Source organism: Duganella sp. AC237 (assembly GCF_979254035.1).
In genome coordinates this window covers 4,332,730-4,352,057 of the sequence record NZ_CEEDEW010000003.1, presented here as the reverse complement: position 1 = coordinate 4,352,057, position 19,328 = coordinate 4,332,730, and the positions used below count along the sequence as shown (strand labels likewise).

19 protein-coding genes are annotated in these 19,328 nt (G+C 62.1%); 4 read left to right on the top strand and 15 right to left on the bottom strand.

What is annotated here, in order from left to right; genetic code table 11:
• Positions 1-289: 289 nt before the first annotated feature.
• The 3 genes from AC0IYS_RS19280 to AC0IYS_RS19270 all read right to left on the bottom strand — a co-directional run bounded on the left by AC0IYS_RS19280 (position 290) and on the right by AC0IYS_RS19270 (position 2,566).
• A complete protein-coding gene (locus AC0IYS_RS19280) occupies positions 290-1,240 on the bottom strand; it encodes an ATP-dependent Clp protease proteolytic subunit (protein WP_471706690.1) in 951 nt (316 codons plus the stop codon).
• Between the two features lie 55 nt (positions 1,241-1,295).
• Positions 1,296-2,090: a hypothetical protein gene (locus tag AC0IYS_RS19275; protein WP_471706689.1), complete on the bottom strand. Its 795-nt coding sequence runs from the start codon at positions 2,088-2,090 to the stop codon at positions 1,296-1,298.
• Between the two features lie 104 nt (positions 2,091-2,194).
• Entirely contained in the window at positions 2,195-2,566 is a 372-nt protein-coding gene (locus tag AC0IYS_RS19270; RefSeq protein WP_471706688.1) for a VOC family protein, read from the bottom strand.
• A gap of 449 nt (positions 2,567-3,015) precedes the next feature.
• Between AC0IYS_RS19270 and AC0IYS_RS19265 the strand changes: the two genes are divergently transcribed.
• On the top strand, positions 3,016-3,654 hold the full coding sequence (locus AC0IYS_RS19265) for an XAC2610-related protein (protein WP_471706687.1): 639 nt from the start codon (positions 3,016-3,018) through the stop codon (positions 3,652-3,654).
• A 31-nt stretch (positions 3,655-3,685) separates the two neighbouring features.
• Here the strand turns inward: AC0IYS_RS19265 and AC0IYS_RS19260 are convergent, their stop codons facing one another.
• Entirely contained in the window at positions 3,686-4,273 is a 588-nt protein-coding gene (locus AC0IYS_RS19260; protein WP_471706686.1) for a chromate transporter, read from the bottom strand.
• A complete protein-coding gene (locus tag AC0IYS_RS19255; RefSeq protein ID WP_471706685.1) occupies positions 4,270-4,848 on the bottom strand; it encodes a chromate transporter in 579 nt (192 codons plus the stop codon). Before AC0IYS_RS19255 ends, AC0IYS_RS19260 begins: the two co-directional genes overlap by 4 nt.
• 172 nt (positions 4,849-5,020) lie before the next feature.
• On the opposite strand from AC0IYS_RS19255, the gene AC0IYS_RS19250 reads away from it, so the two are divergent.
• A complete protein-coding gene (locus AC0IYS_RS19250; RefSeq protein WP_471706684.1) occupies positions 5,021-5,248 on the top strand; it encodes a hypothetical protein in 228 nt (75 codons plus the stop codon).
• Between the two features lie 252 nt (positions 5,249-5,500).
• Here AC0IYS_RS19250 and AC0IYS_RS19245 read toward each other — a convergent pair whose 3' ends face one another.
• Both AC0IYS_RS19245 and AC0IYS_RS19240 read right to left on the bottom strand, forming a co-directional pair.
• Complete coding sequence (locus AC0IYS_RS19245) at positions 5,501-6,394, bottom strand: PAS domain-containing protein (protein ID WP_471706683.1); 894 nt, start codon at positions 6,392-6,394, stop codon at positions 5,501-5,503.
• Between the two features lie 332 nt (positions 6,395-6,726).
• Positions 6,727-7,110: a hypothetical protein gene (locus AC0IYS_RS19240; protein WP_471706682.1), complete on the bottom strand. Its 384-nt coding sequence runs from the start codon at positions 7,108-7,110 to the stop codon at positions 6,727-6,729.
• Between the two features lie 215 nt (positions 7,111-7,325).
• On the opposite strand from AC0IYS_RS19240, the gene AC0IYS_RS19235 reads away from it, so the two are divergent.
• On the top strand, positions 7,326-10,328 hold the full coding sequence (locus AC0IYS_RS19235; RefSeq protein WP_471706681.1) for a sensor histidine kinase: 3,003 nt from the start codon (positions 7,326-7,328) through the stop codon (positions 10,326-10,328).
• 34 nt (positions 10,329-10,362) lie between these two features.
• On the opposite strand, the gene AC0IYS_RS19230 is transcribed toward AC0IYS_RS19235, so the two are convergent.
• Entirely contained in the window at positions 10,363-10,776 is a 414-nt protein-coding gene (locus AC0IYS_RS19230; protein ID WP_471706680.1) for a hypothetical protein, read from the bottom strand.
• Between the two features lie 159 nt (positions 10,777-10,935).
• On the opposite strand from AC0IYS_RS19230, the gene AC0IYS_RS19225 reads away from it, so the two are divergent.
• Positions 10,936-11,622 (top strand): hydrolase, encoded by a 687-nt coding sequence (locus AC0IYS_RS19225; RefSeq protein ID WP_471706679.1) that lies wholly within the window; start codon positions 10,936-10,938, stop codon positions 11,620-11,622.
• A gap of 212 nt (positions 11,623-11,834) precedes the next feature.
• Here the strand turns inward: AC0IYS_RS19225 and AC0IYS_RS19220 are convergent, their stop codons facing one another.
• From AC0IYS_RS19220 to AC0IYS_RS19190, 7 genes are all read right to left on the bottom strand, one after another.
• Positions 11,835-12,458 (bottom strand): response regulator, encoded by a 624-nt coding sequence (locus tag AC0IYS_RS19220; RefSeq protein ID WP_471706678.1) that lies wholly within the window; start codon positions 12,456-12,458, stop codon positions 11,835-11,837.
• The gene (locus AC0IYS_RS19215; RefSeq protein WP_471706677.1) at positions 12,437-13,285 is read right to left on the bottom strand and encodes a sensor histidine kinase; all 849 of its coding nucleotides are present in this window, start codon (positions 13,283-13,285) and stop codon (positions 12,437-12,439) included. The genes AC0IYS_RS19220 and AC0IYS_RS19215 overlap by 22 nt, the downstream gene beginning before the upstream one ends.
• Positions 13,286-13,287: 2 nt before the next feature.
• Complete coding sequence (locus AC0IYS_RS19210) at positions 13,288-13,833, bottom strand: Dps family protein (protein WP_363503156.1); 546 nt, start codon at positions 13,831-13,833, stop codon at positions 13,288-13,290.
• Positions 13,834-14,018: 185 nt separating this feature from the next.
• A complete protein-coding gene (locus tag AC0IYS_RS19205) occupies positions 14,019-14,861 on the bottom strand; it encodes an alpha/beta fold hydrolase (protein ID WP_471706676.1) in 843 nt (280 codons plus the stop codon).
• Between the two features lie 108 nt (positions 14,862-14,969).
• Positions 14,970-15,962: an MBL fold metallo-hydrolase gene (locus AC0IYS_RS19200; RefSeq protein ID WP_471706675.1), complete on the bottom strand. Its 993-nt coding sequence runs from the start codon at positions 15,960-15,962 to the stop codon at positions 14,970-14,972.
• 99 nt (positions 15,963-16,061) lie between these two features.
• Positions 16,062-18,431: a J domain-containing protein gene (locus AC0IYS_RS19195; protein WP_471706674.1), complete on the bottom strand. Its 2,370-nt coding sequence runs from the start codon at positions 18,429-18,431 to the stop codon at positions 16,062-16,064.
• Between the two features lie 50 nt (positions 18,432-18,481).
• Positions 18,482-19,309, bottom strand: a complete 828-nt coding sequence (locus AC0IYS_RS19190; protein WP_471706673.1) for an alpha/beta fold hydrolase — start codon at positions 19,307-19,309, stop codon at positions 18,482-18,484.
• Positions 19,310-19,328: the final 19 nt, after the last annotated feature.

Below are 19,328 nucleotides of genomic sequence, written 5' to 3'. Positions count from 1 at the left end.
GTTAATATTGCGGGCCTCGAAATGCGTTCGCGAGCGTACTGCCGACAATAGGTGGCCACGACCTGGAAACTTTTGTCTGCAACTGGCCGAACGCGGTCGATGGCGTTAGGATAGCAGCTTACTCATAGGCAAAACTCGCCAATTCTCACGTTAGCACGAAGCCATCTCATGACGGAAGTTCAGGCTTACCCCATGTTTCCGGGGCGCGAAACGGAAGCCGCGCACAAGGTGGCCAAGCAGCTAGGGCGCAATCGTACGACGTACCCGATGCAGGTGAGGTTGGGGTATTTCAATACGTCGGGCCGTGGAGGAGCCATATGCGCCGCAGCCAGCCGATGGGCTTGCCGTTGCAGAAGCTTTTCAGCTGTTTCGCCTCGCCGAAAAACATGGTGCCGGGAGCATACCTTGTCGTCTTTTCCGCAAACTGTCTATCCGTTTCGCTGGCGGGATACCAAAACGCGCCGATACCCTTGACGCCCATGCTTTCCAATTGCGGTTTGGACAGCGCCCAAATCGAGAAGCGCGGGCATTCCGGCGTGCCAGGATAATCGTCGACGTTTTCCAAGCCGAGCACGCGCTTGCGCCGCGTGACGTAGTCGTCGAAGACCTGCGGTAGGTCGTCGGAAATGCCGAGGGAGTTATATAAACGCCGCTCGCGATAGGTCTGCTGCAGGGCTGCGTCCACCAGCGCGTCATGCGGTCCCCCGATCATTTTTCCCAGGTCGATTTCATTGCCGGACAGCGAAGCCGGTGTTCCGCTTGAATCGCTTAGCTTCAGCTTCTTGGAATGAATGCCGACGACCGATCCGGGCAGGACGATCTTGTTTCTGGCGGCGGGAAAAATATACGACGCGCAGGCGGAAACGCAGAAGCCCTGTACCGTGATGTCCCATGTACCGCTGTGCATTAACTCCGCGATATCCAGAGCAGCGTTCACCTGGCCGCCTGGCGATCTGATCAGCATCGTGTGGACCGGGGAGCGGCTGTCGGCCGCGAGAAATTTCTTAAACACGGGTAGCCAGGCAGCGTTGATCACGGCGTCAACCTTCAAGTCATACGATTTTTCCATGACGCCGTCCGCAGGGGCGAGCGCATGCTGCTCGGATTCTGCTCCGTGTGTCAACGGCACGATCAGCGCCGTGGACAGAGCGGCAGCGCAGAATCGTGCCGCGCGAGGGCATGAAAGTTTGATCGCCCAGGACGGGTTACTGTTAACCTTCATCAATTCATCGAGAGACACTTTCTTCTCCTGGTTCATCGGAACGGTGCGTCGTCTCTGTCATTTACAAGATAATTCAGTGGCTGCTGTTGGCCGATGACGGCAAGCTAACCGTATCGGCTGCTGTGGCGTTATTCGGTATCGCGGGCTCAAATTCCACCAGCGTGTCATCCGGCCAGCTTTGATCATGCAGCGGTGGTGCATAACGCGCGCGGTCTTTTGCATCTAGACGCTCTACCGGAAGGCTTTCGCGGCGCGAACCTGACACCAGCGTAGCACCCGTAATGGGAGCGTTAGTCGAATAAAAAACTCGACTTCTCGAGGTATGACAAACTCCGCCTAAAGGGACTAGATAGGCCAGTTTGATCAACGACGCGTCAAATTTGTCGACAGCCCATCTCACTTCGCATTCCAAGCGTAGATCACCCAAGCGCCTCGTTCCGAGAGGGATGCCTGCAGTGTGGATGTCCGGCCGCCAACGGAACAAGCCCTTTTTGGTACTGAGCCGGAGGTCGGCATCATCTTTTGCGGCAGAATCGTCGCGGGGTACCGAGAAAGTTAGGTCGGCTGCAATCGGAACGTCGATGTCCACATTATCCCCGACGATGCGAAGTTTGAGCTCGGATGTTGTCAGCTGAGGCTGTTGTGGGCGTAGAATAAATTTCAGCTGGGCTTGCGGCGCCAGAGAATGGTAGCGGTCGAATGCATCTATTCCCTCCAGCATTTTGCGGTACGGTTTCCAGTCTGGATCTTTACTACTCGCCACGTTTACTTGCTGAGTTGCTTCGGGAGGAGGCTGGTCCGTCTTGGATTGCGCCAGGACGGAACTGGAGACTGACCACAGAAGGATGAGTGGTAGAACGATATGCATAAAGAGGCAATCATTTTTGTTTGGGGTGGCTCGATTGAGGGTAGGTACGCTAGTTGCCGGTAGTGGTCGCCCAGGACGTATGCTTGGCTATAGTAGCGCTTGATCTAGTTAACGGCCGTAGCGAACGCTCTACTTGATATGGAGATGGAATTACCATCAGGATCTTTGGCGTTAGCGAAGGTGTAACCTTTGGCCTTGTGTATGGCGCCGAATGCCAAGCCTTTTGCCAGGCTCTTTTCCATGAATCCACCGACGTCTTCGATATCAAAGACCAGCTTGACTGTAACCTGTCCTATTTTTACACCTTTTGCTGCGGGGTGAACCATAATAATCACACCACCGTTCTCCGGTATCAATTCGACGACTCTATCATCAGGAGCACGTTCCGCTATGAAGCCAAAATGGTTTTGGTAAAAGTCGGTAGTCGTCTGAACATCTTTGACATACAGCATTATCCGACTGAGTACAGGTTGCATGTATTCCTCCATGATCAAGATGATTGGCATTCAGGACTGAGCGTTCACAGAATTTACGACATGGTAAGTGCAGGTTTGCGACAGCGGGCTTTTCGCCCATTTCATGCGCCTTATTTAATCCAAACTTTGATAGAAGGGTCCGCTTTTGGCCGACTGGCCGGTTTGCAAGGATATCATCTTGCGCAACTGAAAAACTCAACAATTGTCACGCCATCTGCGTGCTCGCGCCGAAGCTGGCATTAGCATTATAGAGCGCCATCCGGGAGGTCTATCAGGAACGAGCAAGTGAAAGGTTTTAGCCAACCTACCCCGTGGAACGAGGGCAAGTTGGTTGGGCGAAATGGCCGAGAAAGCGGATGCTTGTAACAGGGCGACCGCAGCAGTCGCCCCAACGCAGGCGCGGGACTCGATCATTCTGTAAGATGTGTCCCTTGCCAAGCGCCGTTCACATGGCAGCCATTGTTGGGGAAAATATGCTACGTTTAATCATTTTACTTACCGTGCTTTTGTCATGCTCGCCTTCCGCATGGGCGGACCCATGGTGCGGTCCGCGTCCCGAAGAAGTATTGCGCTTTAAATGGTTGCCTGAGGGTGGCGTCGAATCGCAAGTTGGCAGTGTGCAAGTTGAAGACATTAAAAGCGGCAAGATTCTTCAGGTACTTGAGCACGTGGAAAATTATCGGGCTGACAGCGAGTCCTTGTACTCCCGCGATTTCAATAACGACGGTTGTGGTGACCTGGCTGTCACCAGCGCCATGGCGGCGATAGGCAATGAAAGCAGTTCCGTGTTTCTTTACGACCGCGCGAGCCGGCGCTTCGTTTTCAGCAAGGTGCTATCCGACATCGGAGGGATCGATATCGATCCCGGCAACCCAAATTGCGTGACGAGTTCGTGGAAGGGTGGTGCCGAAAATATGTATGCGGCGACCCATTGCTGGCGAAAGGGCAAACTCGTCCTGCAAAGTGAATCTTCTTTAACGATGCTGGTGGACGAGGACGGCGACTTCTCCTGCTATGAACAGATCAACACGACCTACGTGAACGGCCGAAAAAAAATCCGCAAACGCTGCACGAAAAGTATTGATTAACGGCAAAGTAACTGCTGTCAGATAGATCAGTTCACACCAGCCCGTACCAACCCAACGCGGCGCCCGCACCAAGCAACCACAGCAAGTGCAGCTTGGTGCGCCAGATGATCACGCCGGCCACCACCGACAACAGCCACAACGGCCAGTCGGTGGTCCAGTTGCTGTTGGCGCTGCCCAGGATGATCCCCACGGACACCATCAATCCCACCACCACCGGCGTCATGCCTTGCTTGAACGCCCGCACACCCAGCAGTTCGCGGTTGCGGTGGCCCCAGCGCGCCGCCAGATACGTCAACGTGGTGCTGGGCAGCAGAACGCCGAACATCGTCACCGCGACTCCGGCGAACGCCGCCGCATAGCTGCCGGCGTTCAACCCCACGTTCCAGCCCATCAGCGCGACGAACAGCACGTTCGGTCCCGGCGCGGCCTGGGCGATGGCGATCGAGTCGTTGAATTGCGATTGCGTCAGCCAATGGTGCTCCTCAACCAGAAACCGGTGCATCTCCGACGTGGTCGAGATCGCGCCGCCGATCGACAGCAGCGACAACAGCATGTAATGGCCGAACAGGTTCAGCCAGTCGGTAAAGCTCAAAACGATATGGATCGGCGCCGCGCTCATGGCAACTTCGCTTTCATGGTGCGGTAGGTCAAGGTGACGGCGATGCTGCCGAGTATCAGCAGGGTGTAGGCCAGCGGCAAGCGCATGACCACGACAAAGCCGACGCACAGCACGGCGATCATGCCGGTCAGCCACATCGGCAACGGATGCTTGCGCAGCGCCGAGGCCAGCTTGACACCGGTGGCGGCGATCATGCCGGCCGACACCGCCGCCATGCCGCGCAGCGCGCCCGCGACGCCTGGATGGTTGGCGTATTGCGCATGCAGCAGCGCCAGGCACAGTACGACGATCAAGGGCACCGTCAGCATGCCGGCCAGTGCCGTCATGGAGCCCCGCAGGCCGTAGTAGCGGCTGCCTATCATCAGCGACAGGTTGACCACGTTGGGACCGGGCATGATCTGGGCGACCGCCCAGTCCTCGACAAACTCATCCTGTGTAAGCCAGCGCTTGCGCTCGACCATCTCGCGCTGTACGACCGCGAGCACGCCGCCGAAGCCTTGCAAGGCCAAGATGGTAAACGATAGGAATAAATCAAACAGCGAAGTGGGGCGGGGGCGCGGCGTCTCTGGAGTCATCCGTTCATTATCGCCCCGGTTATTGCCCTATGTCTATTGCGTTCAGTACGAGCAATATTTTAATTTCGGAATGATAGGAACCTGACATTGACTTTGAGTTCGTGTCGCTCATACTCTCGTTGCACGTCACTTTGATCGGGATCAAATGTCCCTCAACCTCTTGCAAAGGATCATGATGAACGCACTCCTATCCCCCCGTCTGGAATCCGTCCCGAAAGCCGACTTCACTCAGCAGCGGCATGACGAACGCAGCAGCGCCGTCGTCGAACGCGGCATCATTGTTCAGTCGAGTTTCAATACGATTTGCGCGATCGAGTATATGAAGTCGCACAACGTCGCGCCGCAGGTGATCGAACGCGTCTTGCTGCATCCAGAGCAACGCCGCAGGGAGCATCACTGACCTGGGCATGAACCGGATTTGTGTTTAGTTATGCACACATCATGTTGACAAGAATTTTTTTTAGATAATTTCGTGTAACAATCGATGTCACCGTAAGTTGTTGATTTCCAAGGGCTTTAATTTTGCCTTTTGGATGGGCAGTTTGTAGAAAACCGCGTCGTTACAGGCGTTCCGCGATGTCAATGGGGTGTTGTCCACATAGATATCCACAGAGGCTGTGGATATCCGAAAAAGTGCTTAACAATCCGTAACTTAGAAGGATTTTTTGAGCGGTTGCAAAACGCTGGCCACCACAATGTATGGCGTGGCCGGTTCTTCAAGCGGGCTGACTGTCACACGCAGCCGCACCTCTTGGCCGTCGCGGCGCCAGGCGGTGACGACGTCGGTCCAGCTTTCTCCCTCTTTGACGGCTTGCAAGGCATCGGCCAGTTGATCCTGCGGGTAGGGGGGCGGATGCAACAGGCGCAGATCGGCCCCGATCAGTTCGTCTCGCGTGAACTGCAAGACGCTGCTGAACTTGTCGTTGACGGTGGCGATCTTCCCGCGCGGAGTCAACGTCATGATGACGGCGTGCTGGTCGACGGCGGCCAGCAGCCGCTGCGCATGGTCCAGCTGTGTCTGAAGCGCCACCGTTTGCCGGTGCGCTTCTTCCAAACCGTTATACGCGCGCAACGAAGAGATCACGGTCGTGAACAGCTTGCGCGTGGTCAGGTCGGTCTTGCACCAGAAATCGTTGATATCGTAGTCCAGGATGATGCTGTGTTCGAGCGCCTGTCCCGGCTGGCCTGTGCGCAGCACGATGCGCACCAGTTGGTTATGCAGCGCGTCGCGGATCTGGCGCGCGACATTGAGGCCGGCGTCGCTGGTCTCCATGATGACGTCCAGCAGCACCAGCGCGATGTCGGGCGTGTTGCGCAGCGTATTCAGGGCTTCCTCGCCGCTGTAGGCATGCAGAAAGCTGAGTCGCCGCCCGAGGAAACACACATTACTAAGCGAAAATTTGGTGACCACGTGGACATCGACGTCGTCGTCCACGATCAGTATCCGCCACGGCGGTGGCGCCGACGGCGCTCCCGCCTGCGGCGCGCCGACCGGTGCAACCTCATCTTCTATCATCCAATCGGTGTCATCGTCATTCTGGTTCATGCATCAATCCCGAGGCGAGTCTATGAAGGCCATGCGTACCTCCAGAGCCACACTATTCCTCACACGTACTTTTGTCAAAGGATTCCCCTGTGCGGCGTGACATAGTTGTCTCCCACCCTACTTATGCACAGAAAAATATTTTTCAAGCGGCCTCAAAAAGTTTGGCGGCTAAAAAATTTGATGTTGTAAGTAATTGATTTTATTGGGGAAAAAATCTGCCTTCGGATTGGGCATTTTATTAAAACCCCCGTCGTTAAAGGCGTTCTCTGCTGTCAAGTGGGGGTTATTCACAACGTTATCCACAGTTGGTGTGGATATCTGCGAAATCCGCTTTAAATACGCTGGCTTACCGCTGTTTGTTGAGAAACAGCGTAGGCCGCGCCCATCAGCACCGCCCAGACCAGCAAGGCATGCAAGGCCAGTGCGCCGCCGACGACGGCATCGGCCTGGGCGCCGGCCAGTGTCATGTAGGCCAGCAGGGCGATCGCCGGTGGCGTGCTGTAGGTGATCAGGCGCTGCGTGTGATGCGGCGTGCTGCGCGTGAGCATGCGCACCACCGTCCTGCCGTCCGCCATCATCCATGCTATCGCGCCCACCGCGAACAAGGCCCATCCCAGCATTTCAGTACCCAGCATGCCCACGGCATACGCGAGTGCCAACAAAATGCCACTGAGCGGAAGAGGGCGGACGGAAATGGCTGCTGCGGACTTGTTCATGACGATACTCGTTTGGCTGGGTTGGAGTTGTCAGAATACGCGCCCGCAGGCGATTGGTAAATTTTATTATTACTATGGTTTCGATAGCAATCGTCATGTGGTGGATGCCCCTGATGTGGTTGTAGGGAAAATCGCCTATGATGGCGGGTTGTTAATTTCTCTTTCGCCGTATGACTTTTATGTTGCTGTCGTTACGTCGGCTAGTGGTGTTGTTGATGTTCGCGTCTGCCAACGCGATGGCGCTCGATGGCAAAGTTCCCCTCGACGAGCTGCATCACGACATTTGGACCGGCAAGGACGGCGCACCGGCGCAGGTGTCGTCGATGGCGCAGACCACCGATGGCTGGCTGTGGATCGGCAGCGTCGACGGCTTCTACCGCTTTGACGGCATGCGCTTCCAGCGCTTCGAGGCCTTGAACGGCGAGACCGCGCCCAAGCGTCCCGTGACCGCGCTGACGGCGCTGCGCGACGGCGATTTGCTGATCGGCTACCTGTTTGGCGGGCTCAGTCGGCTGCATGGCGGCCATATCACCCATTACCCGGCCATGGTGGGCAAAGCGCGGATAGGGCCTGTGACCAGCGCCACCACCGATGAGCGCGGCGAGCTGTGGGTCGCCACCACCAGCGCGCTGCTGCAACTGCGCGGCGGCGTCTGGCACAACGTCGGGCCGGAACTGGGCTTGCCGGCGGGCGAGGTGTCCAACGTGGTCGCCGATCAGTACGGACAAGTCTGGGTCGCCGTCGGCCACGCGGTGTATGTGCGGCCCGCCGGCGCCAAAAACTTCCGCCAGGTGCAACGCCAGGATGTGCATACCGTCAACCTGATCGAATCGCCGGATGGACGGTTGTGGCAGGATATGCACGACCGGCTGATACCGGTGCCGGCCCAGCATGTGGGCCCGCTCAAGCCGCGTCCGGCCTGGCTGGCGCAATCGCAGGGCCAGGAAAACGGCCTGTTCGACCGTGATGGCAATTTCTGGGCGCTGGCCTGTCCGGTCGGCGTCTGCCGGACCGATGGCGTGGGGGCCATGCCCAGCCGACTGATGACCCCCAACGCCCGGCCCGGGCACCGGCTGGACCAGCCCTGGCAGCTCAGCAGCCTGACCGGAAACATCCTGTTCGAGGACCGCGACGGCAGCATCTGGATCGGCACCCAGGCCGGCGTGGAGCGCTTCCGTCACAACCGCCTGGCGCCGGTCAAGCTGGCCGGCGGCGGGCGCGCCTTTAAATTGGCGCGGGACGACTCGGGCCATGTGCTTGCGCTGAGTCTGCCATCGGGGCAAGTGTGGCGCCTGCGGGCCGACGGCGCGCAAGCCATCGATGAACGCTTCCCGCCCGGCGATGTCGGCGCCATCGGCAACGCCCGCGACGGCGCCTTGCTGCTGGCCCGCCCGGACGCGATCGAGCGGCGCTATCCGGATCGTTCCGAGCGCATCGCCTATCCGCCCGACCCGCTCGACACCGGCGACCCTGTGGGCGTGGGACGGGTGTTCGACGATGGCGTCGGCTTGTGGGTGTCGATCTCGCGGCGCGGTATGTTCAGGCTGGTGGACGGCAAATGGACCAGCCAGGCCGATCTGGGCTTGCCGCCGGGCCGCTTCGTGGCCGATGCGGGCGCCGGCAAGGGAACGCTTTGGCTTTGCTACGATGACGGGACTATCGTGTATTTCGATAATGGCGGCTTCACGCGCTATCGCATGTCGGCGGAGAACGATATCGGCCCGTCCACTCATCTGCACGTCGCCGGCGACGAAGTCGTGGCCGGCGGCATCGGCGGCCTGGCGGTGTTGCGCGGCGGCGCGTTCCACCGCCTGGTCGCCGCCGATCCCGATGTGCTCGCGGGTGTGACGGGCACCGTGGTGGGCGCCAACGGCGACCGCTGGCTCAACGGCAGCAAGGGCGTGGTTCACGTTAAGGCGGCGGATTGGAAGGCCGCGACGGCCGCGCCCGGCGTACCGCTGAAATACGTGTTGTATGGCGTACTGGACGGCTATCCCGGTTTTGCCGATACCAGCACCCGCGGGACCACGGCCCTGGGCGACGTCGACGGCCAGCTATGGTTCGTCGGCGCCACCGGCATGGTCCGCCTGGATACCACCAAATCCTATCCGCCGCAGTATGCGCCGGAGGTGGTGGTCGAGACGTTGGTGGCCAAGGGCAGGCGCTATCTGGATTTTTCGAAAGCGGTACAACTGGCGCCGGGCACGACCTCGTTCCGCATCGAGTTCACCGCGCTCAGTTACAGGATGCCGGAAATGGTACGCTTCAGGTATCGACTGGAGGGTGTCGATGCCGACTGGCAGGAATCCGGCAACCGCCGCGCCGTGTCGTACACCAACGTGGGGCCGGGCGACTATCGCTTCCACATCGCCGCCGTCAATGAGCTCGGGCAGTGGAACGAGCGCGACACCTCGATCACGCTGACTATTCTGCCGATGTTCAGACAAACGCCGCTGTTCTTCGTCCTGTGCGCGCTGGTCGCCGCCTTTTTGCTGTACCTGCTGTATCGGCTGTGGCTGCGCCAGGCCACCTTGCGCATCGCCGAGCGCATGGCCGAACGCGAGCGTATCGCCCGCACGTTGCACGATACCTTCCTGCAAAGCGTGCAGGGACTGGTGCTGGGCTTCCAGAACGCGATGAGCGCCTTGCCGGGAGATTCATCCACCCGCGCGCGTCTGGAGCGCATGTTGCTGCTGGCCGACCGCGTGATCGAGGAGGGGCGTGACGAGGTCCAGGACCTGCGTTCGAGCGCGATGAGCGACGGCGATCTCGAGCGCGGCCTGACGATCGTCGGCGAGGTGCTGCAGGAGAGTCACGATAGCGTCTTCAGCCTGCGCAGCGAAGGCGACGCGGTGGACTTGACGGAAGATGCGAGTTGCGAGGTCTACAGCATCGGCCGCGAGGCGCTGATGAACGCTTTCCGCCACGCCGGCGCGAAGTCGATCCAGGTGACGCTGCGCTACGGTGCCGACCAGTTCGTCATGCAGGTGGCCGACGACGGCAAGGGTATTCCCGCCGAGATCCTGTCGGAAGGTAAACGCGCCGGCCATTGGGGCCTGCCGGGCATGGCGGAGCGTGCCGCGCGCATCGGCGCCGCGTTGGTGATCGACAGCCCGTTGATCGGCACGCGCGTGAGGCTGACGATTCCCGCCGCGCTGGCCTATGTCGGCCAGTCGCGGTGGAAGCGCTTGCTGCGCCGCTTGCGGCTGCCCGGCTAACCATGCACTGCCGCACAGCTTAGCCGAGGCGAAGCTAAGCGGCCGGCGCGGTGCCGATCGCGGCCAGCAGCTTGCGCACCGCGCCGTGCGACATCACCACTTCCGGCGCGTCGTGCAGCAAGGCGTTGTACTTGGCGCGGAATTCCATGTCGCCTTCCTCGGACGGGCCGATCAGCGCCTCCACCGCGCGGCGGAACACCAGCGCGTCGGCCACGGCGATGGGTTCCGGTTCGTCGAGCCGCTCGTCCATCTGCGCCATCAGGCCGGAGAGCTTTTGCAGCCAGGCGAAATGCGGGTGGTTGGTCACCAGCTGCAACAATTCGAGCGGACTGCCGACCGCGCCGAAGTACTGGGTTTCAATGTGCAGCAATTGTTTGTGCAGGTCGCGCAATCCGCGCGCCAGCGCGGTCAGTTGCGCGCGTTGCGCGACGTCGTCCGGTGTGGTCATGTCAGGTCCGTTATTAAGTTATGTTAAGTAAGGTTAAGTAGGATTTAGCGGGCAGCTTAGCAGACTTGCCACGTCGCCGGAGCCTACATTTAGATAGTGGTGTTCGCGCGGTCCAGCACCTAACATGATCGTTCTCCTTTACACCATATGGAAGCCATCATGATGAATCCAAAACTCGAAGTCCTGACCCCGACCAACTGCCAGCTGATCTTTATCGACCAGCAACCGCAGATGGCGTTCGGCGTGCAGTCGATGGACCGCCAGGTACTGAAGAACAATACCGTCGCGCTGGCCAAAGCGGCGAAGATCTTCAACATTCCGACCATCCTCACCACCGTTGAAACCGAATCGTTCTCCGGTCACACGTATCCGGAATTGCTGGATGTGTTCCCAGGTAAAGACATCTTGGAACGCACCTCGATGAATTCGTGGGACGACCAGAAAGTGCGCGACGCGCTGGCCGCCAACGGCAAGAAGAAAGTGATCGTTTCGGGTCTGTGGACCGAGGTGTGCAATAACAGCTTCGCCCTGTGCGCGATGCTCGAAGGCGGCTACGAGATTTACATGGTGGCAGATGCTTCGGGCGGCACCACGAAGGAAGCGCACGACTTCGCGATGCAGCGCATGATCCAGGCTGGCGTGGTGCCGGTAACCTGGCAGCAAGTGATGCTGGAATGGCAGCGCGATTGGGCGCACCGCGAGACCTACGATGCGGTGATGGCGGTGGTGCGCGAGCATTCCGGCGCGTACGGCATGGGCGTGGATTACGCTTACACGATGGTGCACAAGGCGGCACCGCGTACCACCGGCGACCACAAAACGCTGGCGCCTATCGCGGCCAAATAATAGCTTCACCTCGGAGAAACGTAGGGCGGATTAGCGGGTGAGGCCCGCCAATCCGCCCCGGGGGCCCACCGAAGGGGGCGGCCTACCTGCCGGTAGGCCTTAAGAGGCGAAGCCGTAATCCGCCATGCATGCGCCGCCGATTGCTCCTGCATGGCGGATTACGCTTCGCTAATCCGCCCTACGTGTCTCCGTTGGAATTGTTGATGCCGCGCTCAGAAGACGCTTAGCAGGCCTCGACGTGCAGCCACCGTGGCCGCCTCCGTCCGGCTCGCGACATTCAGTTTCGCGAGAATATTATTGACGTGGAACTTGACCGTGCCCACCTCGATTTCTGCGCTGCGCGCGATCATCTTGTTGCTCTTGCCGGTCGCCAGATGCGCCAATATCTCCAGCTCCCTGCGCGACAGCCTGGTCGTCTCGGCCCGCTCGGCCAGTTTGCCCGCCACCTCCGCCGGCAGGAACTTCTGCCCCGCAGCCACCGTCCTGATGCACTTGGCCAATTGCTCCGAACCGCTATCCTTCAACAGATAGGCCATCGCTCCCGCCCGCAAGCCGCGATACACATCCTCATCCCCCTGATAAGTCGTCAGGATGACAATCCGCGCCGCCGCATCGAATTCGCGGATATGCCCGATGGCATCCACCCCATGCATCTCCGGCATGCTCAAATCCATGATCACCACATCCGGCCGGTGCTGCCGGTACAGCTCCACCGCCTGCAAGCCGTTGGCCGCCTGCGCCAACAGCCGGAACTCCGGCATCGAATTGATCAGGGCGCTAAGCCCGGCGAGGATAAGCGGATGATCGTCGGCGATCAGGATGGAGATGGTGTCCATGTGGGATTTCCCTTCAGGCTGATGTGAAATGCGGTGCCGTGCGGCTGGCGCGAGGTGCTCCAGATGCGCCCGCCATGCGCCAGGATAATCGTGCGGCAGATCGACAGGCCCAGGCCGGTGCCGCCCGGCTTGGTGGAAAACAGCGGATCGAACAGCCGCTCGGCCAACTTGGCGGAGACGCCGACGCCGTTGTCTTCCACGCTGATACGCAGGGTGCCCGAGATGTCGGCCAGCGCCGAGCGCAGCGCCAGCTTGCGGGGACGGTCGTGCACGTCCTTCATCGCTTCGATGGCGTTGAGCACCAGATTCATCATCACTTGCTGCAACTGCACGCGGTCGGCATGTAGCTGATGCTCGCCCAGCGCGAGGCCGTCGCAGACTTCAATACTGTGTTTATGCAACTCCGCGCGCAGCAGGCGCAGCACTTCGCGCAGCGCCTCATCGACGGCGAACAAGGTCGGCACGGGACTGGTCTTGCTCGACATGCCGCGAATGCTGCGGATGACGTCGCCGGCGGTGGCGCCCACGTGCATGATCAGTTTCAAGGCGTCGCGCGCCTGCTCGGGCTGCGGCGGGTGGTGCATCAGCGCGTTCAGGCCCACTTCGGCGTGCAGCACCATCGCTGCCAGCGGCTGGTTGACCTCGTGCGCGATCGATGCGGCGAACTCGCCCATGGAGGTGATGCGGGCCAGCCGTGCCAGTTCTTCCGTGGCATGCTGCAGCGCTTCCTCGGCTTGCAGCCGGCGCGCTTTTTCTTCCTGCAAGCGGCGGTACAGTTGCTCGTTATCGAGCGTCAATACCGCCGCGTTATCCATGGGCTTGGACATCGTTACTTGGCGGACTGCGTTTGCGCCGCCAGGTGCTCGCCGATGAACCAGCTTTGCAACTCGTTGCTGCGCACCACCTGGCTGACGATCAGGTCGTTGGTGCCGTCATCGCCGGCTTCGGCGGCCGCGCGCGCCAACGGACGGGCTTCGACCAGGATGGTTTCGTGCGAGTCCAGCAGGCGGCTCAGTTGCGCCTGGGCCGATTCGCGGCCGCGCGGCGCGGTGCGCGAGATGGTCGACTCGTCGGCGATGTCCTGCGCCAGCGCGAAGGTCACGCCGCCCAGGGTTTGCACACGCTCGGCGATGGCGTCCATGATCGCGACCTGTTCGGTGTAGTGCTTGTCGAACAGCAGGTGCAGCTGATGGAAGGTGGCGCCGGAAGTTTGCCAGTGTGCTTTCTTGTAGGCATCGCGCATGGCCATGGTGTGGGCCAGCAGGCGGTTCAAGGCGCGCACGCCTTGCGAGCGCACTTCCGCGCTCAGGCCGATGCGCACGTTGGCCAGTGCGCCGAAGTCTTGCAGGATGTCGGAGGATTTTTCGTTGCTCATGATGTGCTTTCAAAATTGTTCCGCGCCGCAATCCGCATGGGGGCACCCGGTGCTGACATTATCCGGCGCGCGGCCGGATAATCCCTTATCCGAAAGGGTGACGTGGAAAGTTCATAGGGGAGGGGATCGATTACCCGATAGGGGTACCGGCATGCCGCCGGCACCGCTATCGTCCGGCGCTACGCTCAGGACTTGAGGAAGTCCAGCAGGTCGGCGTTGAGCTTGTCCTTGTGGGTGGTCGGCAAGCCGTGCGGCGCGCCTTCGTAGATCTTCAGCGTGCCGTTCTTGACCAGCTTGACGGCGGCCTTCGCGGCGGCGTCGATCGGGACGATCTGGTCGTCGCTGCCGTGCACGAACAGGGTTGGCACGTCGATCTTTTTCAAGTCTTCGGTGAAGTCGGTTTCCGAGAATTGCTTGATGCAGTCATAGGCGTTCTTGATGCCGCACTGCATGCCTTGTGCCCAGAAGGTATCGCGCACGCCCTGCGAAGGCTTGGCGCCGTCGCGGTTGTAGCCATAGAACGGCAGGGTCAGATCCTTGAAGAACTGCGAGCGGTCGGCCAGCACGGCGCTGCGGATGCCGTCGAACACCGACATCGGCAAGCCGTTCGGGTTGTTGTCCGACTTGACCATCTGCGGCGGCACGGCGCCCACCAGCACCGCCTTGGCGACGCGGCCAGTGCCGTGACGGCCGATGTAGCGCGCCACTTCGCCGCCGCCGGTGGAGTGGCCCACCAGGGTCGCATCCTTCAGGTCCAGCGCGTTGATCAGGGTGGCCAGGTCGTCGGCGTAGGTGTCCATGTCGTTGCCGTTCCATGGCTGGCTCGACAGGCCGTGGCCGCGGCGGTCATGGGCGATGACGCGGTAGCCGTTGCTGGCCAGGAAGATCATCTGGTCTTCCCAAGCGTCGCCTTGCAGCGGCCAGCCGTGGCTGAAAACCACGGCCGGGCCGGTGCCCCAATCCTTGAAGTGGATGCGGGTGCCGTCTTCGGTGATGACGCTGTCGACTGAGAGTTTGCTGTTAGACATTTGAAGCTCCTTGATGGGTGGGTGGATGCTGCCATAGCAGTGTAGTCAGCCCATCGAAGTAAAGCTCCTGCCAAAAGGCCAGTCCGCAACTCGGCGTTTGGGTGGGCGTTACCGGTTGTTGGATGCCGGCGCGCCGTCGTAGTTCACGGGCAACCAGTCATAGCGGCCGTCGCGCTGGCGGATGTGGCCCAGGCCCGGGAAGGCGATGTGCGCCGCGCCGACGAGCATGTGCTTGCTCGCGGCCAGTTGCAACAGGCGCGTGCGCGTACCGTGCGCGTCGTCCTCGCTGCTGTCGTATTTGACGTTCGCTTCCGGATTCGGCAGCTGGATGGCGGAGACGTGGACGATGTCGCCCCAGATCAGCAGTTGCTGGTTTTTGCTTTGCACCAGGTACATTGCGTGGCCCGGGGTATGGCCGGGCGCCGGCAGCGCCTCGATGCCCGGTTCCAGCTGGCCGAACTTGCCGTAGAGCTGGTAGCGGCCAGCGGCCTGGTAGGGCGCGACGGCGGCCTTGGCGGCGTCGAAGAACGTCGACAGGAAATCCGGCGCTTTGGCTTTGTTGGCCGGCGTCAGCCAGTAGTCGGCCTCGGCTTGCGACAGCCGCAGCACGGCGTTGGGGAAGGCCGCTGCGCCCTGCGCCATGATGCCGCCGGCGTGGTCCTTGTGCAAATGGGTGATCAGCAGTTCGTCGACCTGTTCCGGCCGATAGCCGGCGGCGCGCAGGTTGGCCAGCAGCTTGCCGCAACAGTCGCCGTACAGTGCGCCGGCGCCGGCGTCGACCAGGATCAGCTTTTTGCCCGTGTTGATCAGGAAGGCGTTGATCGAGCCTTGCACCGGTTGCGCCAGGTCGGCGTCGGCCAGGTCCTGCGTGATCGCGGCCGGCGTGATATGCGTCATCACGGTGTCGATCGGAAAGGCGTGGCTGCCGTCGGAGAGAGCGGTGATTTCGTAGTCGCCTAGCATCATTCGGTAGTAGCCGGGCGCCTGGGTGCCGACCAGCGGCGCGGCGGCCTGGGCGGCCGGCGGCGCGGCGAGGGTGGCGGTGACCGCGATCAGCAGCGAGGCGAGCAGGGGCGCGAGGAGGTTGTTGCGAGGGGGCATGGGGCATCCTTCATTGGCGACGATGACGCCGATGCTAACCGAAGCAGGGGCGCGCCACACCTGTACTGAAGACAGGGGGGCGCGCCGTACGGAGCACGATCAGGGCCGCAAGCCCATGCGGGCATACTCATCGTCGACGCCGGGCGACGCCAGGCGTGCCTCCTTCAGGTCGGCGTCGCCGCCGGCGCGGTCGCCGGTGCGCCGCTTGGCCAGGCCGCGGCCGAAGCGGGAAGACGCCATGCCGGAGCGGCTTGCAAGCACCTTGTCGTAGGCGGCCACGGCCTCGCGGTTGCGCCCCATCCGCAGCAGTACCATGGCCTTGGTGTCGAGGTAGGCCGGAATCTGCTCCGGGCCCGCCAGCGCCGCGTCGATGGCCGACAGCGCGCGCGGCAGCGCGGTGTTGTGGGTGGCCAGGAACCACGCCAGGTTGTTCTGGGCCAGGCGCGTGCCGGCGGCGGCGCGCGCCGCATCGAATCCGGCCTCCGCCAGCTTGGCCTGCCCCATTTTCGCGTAGACGAGGGCGCGATAGGCTAGCATGGCCGGCTGGCTGGCGTAGTCGAGCTTGCCGCCGTCGATTTCGGCGGCGATCAGTTTCAGCGCGGCTTCGGGTTTGCCGTCGTCCAATTCGAGCTCGATCCGCTGCTCGAGCGCGTAGTGGACGCAGAAGCTATTGGCGACGCATTTGGCGATGTCGTCGCGGCGGCCGGCGAGGTCGGCGCGCTCGCGCAGCAGTTCGCGCGCCAGGTACAAGGTGCTGACCGGCGCCTCGGCGATGCCGCGTTCGAGCATGAAAATCGCCTGGCGCTCCTGGCCGGCATTGCGGTAGAGGCTGGCGGCGTAAAAATAGGCCTCCGCGTTGTTTTTGTTGGCGCCGATCATGGTTTCGATCTGCGCCAGCGCGTCCGCTTCGTTGCCCTGCCGGATCAGGATCTGCAGTCGCAACCGGTAGGCGTCGACGTTGCCGGTCGGCGCCACCTTGAGGCGGCGATCGATGTCGGCCAGCGCCAGGTCGTACCGGCCCGCGCGCGCGTAGGCCTCGGCGCGCTTGTCGAGCGTGTAAGGGTGGTCGGGATACAGTTCCTGCGCGCGGGAGAATTCGGCGATCGCCTCGTCGTAGCGCTCGTGCCGCAGCGCCAGCAAGCCGCGTGCCCGGGGCACATTGGCATTGTTGCTGTCCAGTTCGGCTGCCCGGTCGAGATCGGCGACGATGCCGGCCTCGCCGGCCTTGGTGAAGAGCGCCGCCAGCGCCCGGTTGGAGTAGGCGACCGAATTGCGCGGGTCGAGCTGGATCACGCGCGTGTAGGTGGCGATGGCGCCGTCATAGTCGCCCTGCTGGAGCATGTCGTCGGCCTTGGCCAGCAGGCTGGCGAGGTTCTCGCGCGCGGCGGTCGACGGCTGGCCGGTGGACTGCGCGTGGCGCCGGGCGCTCTCGTCCATGTTGTTGTCCGCGCTCCCGCTGTTCCAGCCGACGCGCGCCAGGGTGATCACGGCGATGAAGATGGCCCATTTCCAGCTGAAGCGCCAGCGGAATTCGTGCTCGCTTGTGCGCGCCTTGGCGCGCTGGAACATGCGCCGCCAGCCCGGCAGCGCACCTTCCTTTTCGCGCCAGAGCGCCATGTTGGCGGCGCTGGTGACCAGCGGCATCCAGGTCGGAAAGCGCGAAAACAGCATCGCCATTGGCGTCGTGAGGGCCAGCAGTTCGCGCGCGGTCGGCGGGCGCGGATCGCGCAGGCGCTCGATCAGTTGTTGCTGGTAGTCGCGGTCGGCCAGCGTGTCGAACATGCTGCGCTCGTCGATGGCGCTGTCGAGCACGTAGCCGGCGTAGCCGAGCGCCCGCGTGCGGCGGCGGTCGTTGTGCCAGCCGAAAACCTTGGTGGCGGCTTCGAGCAGCACGTCGTGGCCCGGCTGCCAGCCCTGCGCCAGCAGATCGGCGACGTGCTGCTCGAACAGGTCGCGCGCGACGATGTGCACCAGCCGGTCTTCGTCGAGGCAGAGGCCCAGCGCGTGGCGCCAGGGCGCGTCGCTGCTGATGGCGCGCGCCTCGACCAGGGCGCCGGCGCGCCGTAGGAATTCCTCGAACACAGCGGCCGCCACGGCGTGCGGATCGTCGGGCGTCGACGCCGGCGCCGCGCTTTGGCTGTCGGACGGCGCTGGGGAATGGCCTTCCGGCGGCGCTGCCTGTTGCCGCTCCGCCGCCGGTGCCGGCTCTGACGTTGCAAACGCCGCGACCGCTTGGCCGGCGTCGTCCGGCCGGTCCCCGCTGCCGCTCTGCGCCACCAAAGGCTGGGCCGCGTGATGGCGTTGCCAGTCCAGCGCCGTCTCGTAGGCCTCGCGCAGCGTCTGGAAACCGACCGGGTCGGTCTCCTGGTCGATCAGTTTCAGTTCGCGCGCGTAGGCGCGGCGGATGGTGCGCTCGTCGGCGTCTTCGCCCACGTTGAGTCGCTGCAAGAAATTCAAGTCGGTGGTCATATGCTGTGTTATGTGTCGCTGGCCGGTGTTCGTTTCCCCGGGCTCGGGGCTTACTCGTTGCTTGCGGCCGCTGGCGCGCCGAGCATGCCGATCACGGCGTCGATGATCGCCGCCGGTTGCGCGTCTTTCACTTCGGCCACTTTGATGTCGCCAAACGGCTTGCGGGCCGTTCGCAGCTGGCCGGCGCTGGTTTCAAGGCTGTCCCACTCGGAGGCGCGGGCGCGCCAATAGGTCGGTTTGGCCGCTTGCGCCGCCTGGGCGGCAGCCAGCGCCTGGCCAATGTCGCCGTTGACGCTGGTGGCGGGGTAGGTGCAGGCAGGGTCTGCTTTGCCCTGTTCCGCAGCGGTCAGGCAGGCCAGCGCGGTATCGAGCTGGGCGGCGCGGTCCGCCGGCAGCGCCTCTTCGTGCAAGGGCTGCACCAGGACCAGGCCGGAGACGGCCGTGCCGCGCGATCGCAGCGCAAAATGTTGCGCCACCATGCCGCCATAGCCTGCGCCAACCATCACGAAAGGCGCCTCCAGTCGCGCGTTCTTGATCAGGAAGTTCAAATCCTTGCTGGCGTTGGCCACGGTCGATGCGCGGATGATCGGATCGCTGGAACCGAGGCCGGCGCGGTCGTACACGCAGGCGCGGGTGCGCTTGGCGACCTCGGGCAGCACCGCCGACCAATCCCAGCCGGCCCGGCCGATGTCGGCTTCGAACAGCACCGTCGGCGAGCCTTTGCCGATGCAATACATATTCAGCTTGCGCCCGCCGACATCCACCTTGATTTTAGGGCCGGCGAGGGCATCCTGGCCTGCTGGCGGCGCAGCGTGGCTGCCGGCGCTCGCCAGCAGGAGGGCGGTGGCAACGACGGCGGGAAGAGTGAATTTGGTCATGGACTTAAATAGGTATGTT

Coding starts and splice junctions, on each gene's coding strand:
- AC0IYS_RS19255 (WP_471706685.1), bottom strand. CDS start 4,848: ATGACTCCAGAGACGCCGCGCCCCCGCCCCACTTCGCTGTTTGATTTA.
- AC0IYS_RS19225 (WP_471706679.1), top strand. CDS start 10,936: ATGATGAATCCAAAACTCGAAGTCCTGACCCCGACCAACTGCCAGCTG.
- AC0IYS_RS19210 (WP_363503156.1), bottom strand. CDS start 13,833: ATGAGCAACGAAAAATCCTCCGACATCCTGCAAGACTTCGGCGCACTG.
- AC0IYS_RS19250 (WP_471706684.1), top strand. CDS start 5,021: ATGATGAACGCACTCCTATCCCCCCGTCTGGAATCCGTCCCGAAAGCC.
- AC0IYS_RS19245 (WP_471706683.1), bottom strand. CDS start 6,394: ATGAACCAGAATGACGATGACACCGATTGGATGATAGAAGATGAGGTT.
- AC0IYS_RS19265 (WP_471706687.1), top strand. CDS start 3,016: ATGGCAGCCATTGTTGGGGAAAATATGCTACGTTTAATCATTTTACTT.
- AC0IYS_RS19195 (WP_471706674.1), bottom strand. CDS start 18,431: ATGACCACCGACTTGAATTTCTTGCAGCGACTCAACGTGGGCGAAGAC.
- AC0IYS_RS19220 (WP_471706678.1), bottom strand. CDS start 12,458: ATGGACACCATCTCCATCCTGATCGCCGACGATCATCCGCTTATCCTC.
- AC0IYS_RS19260 (WP_471706686.1), bottom strand. CDS start 4,273: ATGAGCGCGGCGCCGATCCATATCGTTTTGAGCTTTACCGACTGGCTG.
- AC0IYS_RS19275 (WP_471706689.1), bottom strand. CDS start 2,090: ATGCATATCGTTCTACCACTCATCCTTCTGTGGTCAGTCTCCAGTTCC.
- AC0IYS_RS19200 (WP_471706675.1), bottom strand. CDS start 15,962: ATGCCCCCTCGCAACAACCTCCTCGCGCCCCTGCTCGCCTCGCTGCTG.
- AC0IYS_RS19235 (WP_471706681.1), top strand. CDS start 7,326: ATGTTCGCGTCTGCCAACGCGATGGCGCTCGATGGCAAAGTTCCCCTC.
- AC0IYS_RS19205 (WP_471706676.1), bottom strand. CDS start 14,861: ATGTCTAACAGCAAACTCTCAGTCGACAGCGTCATCACCGAAGACGGC.
- AC0IYS_RS19240 (WP_471706682.1), bottom strand. CDS start 7,110: ATGAACAAGTCCGCAGCAGCCATTTCCGTCCGCCCTCTTCCGCTCAGT.
- AC0IYS_RS19190 (WP_471706673.1), bottom strand. CDS start 19,309: ATGACCAAATTCACTCTTCCCGCCGTCGTTGCCACCGCCCTCCTGCTG.
- AC0IYS_RS19215 (WP_471706677.1), bottom strand. CDS start 13,285: ATGTCCAAGCCCATGGATAACGCGGCGGTATTGACGCTCGATAACGAG.
- AC0IYS_RS19230 (WP_471706680.1), bottom strand. CDS start 10,776: ATGACCACACCGGACGACGTCGCGCAACGCGCGCAACTGACCGCGCTG.
- AC0IYS_RS19270 (WP_471706688.1), bottom strand. CDS start 2,566: ATGCAACCTGTACTCAGTCGGATAATGCTGTATGTCAAAGATGTTCAG.